Source organism: Bacillus cereus group sp. BfR-BA-01381, assembly GCF_022663555.1.
GTDB classification, from domain to species: Bacteria; Bacillota; Bacilli; order Bacillales; family Bacillaceae_G; genus Bacillus_A; species Bacillus_A pacificus.
Window position 1 is genome coordinate 1 of the sequence record NZ_JAKUFR010000262.1, and the last position, 325, is coordinate 325.

Below are 325 nucleotides of genomic sequence, written 5' to 3' on the forward strand. Positions count from 1 at the left end.
TTGATAACTGCCCCATCTTTCGCAAGGTTTCCTTTTAATATACGTAATCCCCCTTCTTCACTATGAGGGTTTTCAAGAGAATGAATAACTTCCTTATCTTTAATCTCTGCATGAGCAATATTTTCTCTTAATGTTTGCCCCGTAGCAGTAATACGATCTAAATGAAGTACTCCTTCTTTTCGGCTCATCTCTTTCAAAATTGCACTAATCCCGCCTGCACGATCAATATCTTCCATATGCCAATTGGAAGCAGGGCTTACTTTACATAAATGTGGTACACGCCTTGAAACGGCATCAATACGGCTCATATCATAATCTAGTCCTG

General features: G+C 39.4%; 1 protein-coding gene. It reads right to left on the bottom strand.

The window, feature by feature from the left end; all coding sequences use genetic code 11:
* Positions 1-325, bottom strand: a 325-nt coding sequence (locus tag MR079_RS28610; RefSeq protein ID WP_242295103.1) for a dihydroxy-acid dehydratase domain-containing protein, incomplete at both ends; no start/stop codon positions are given.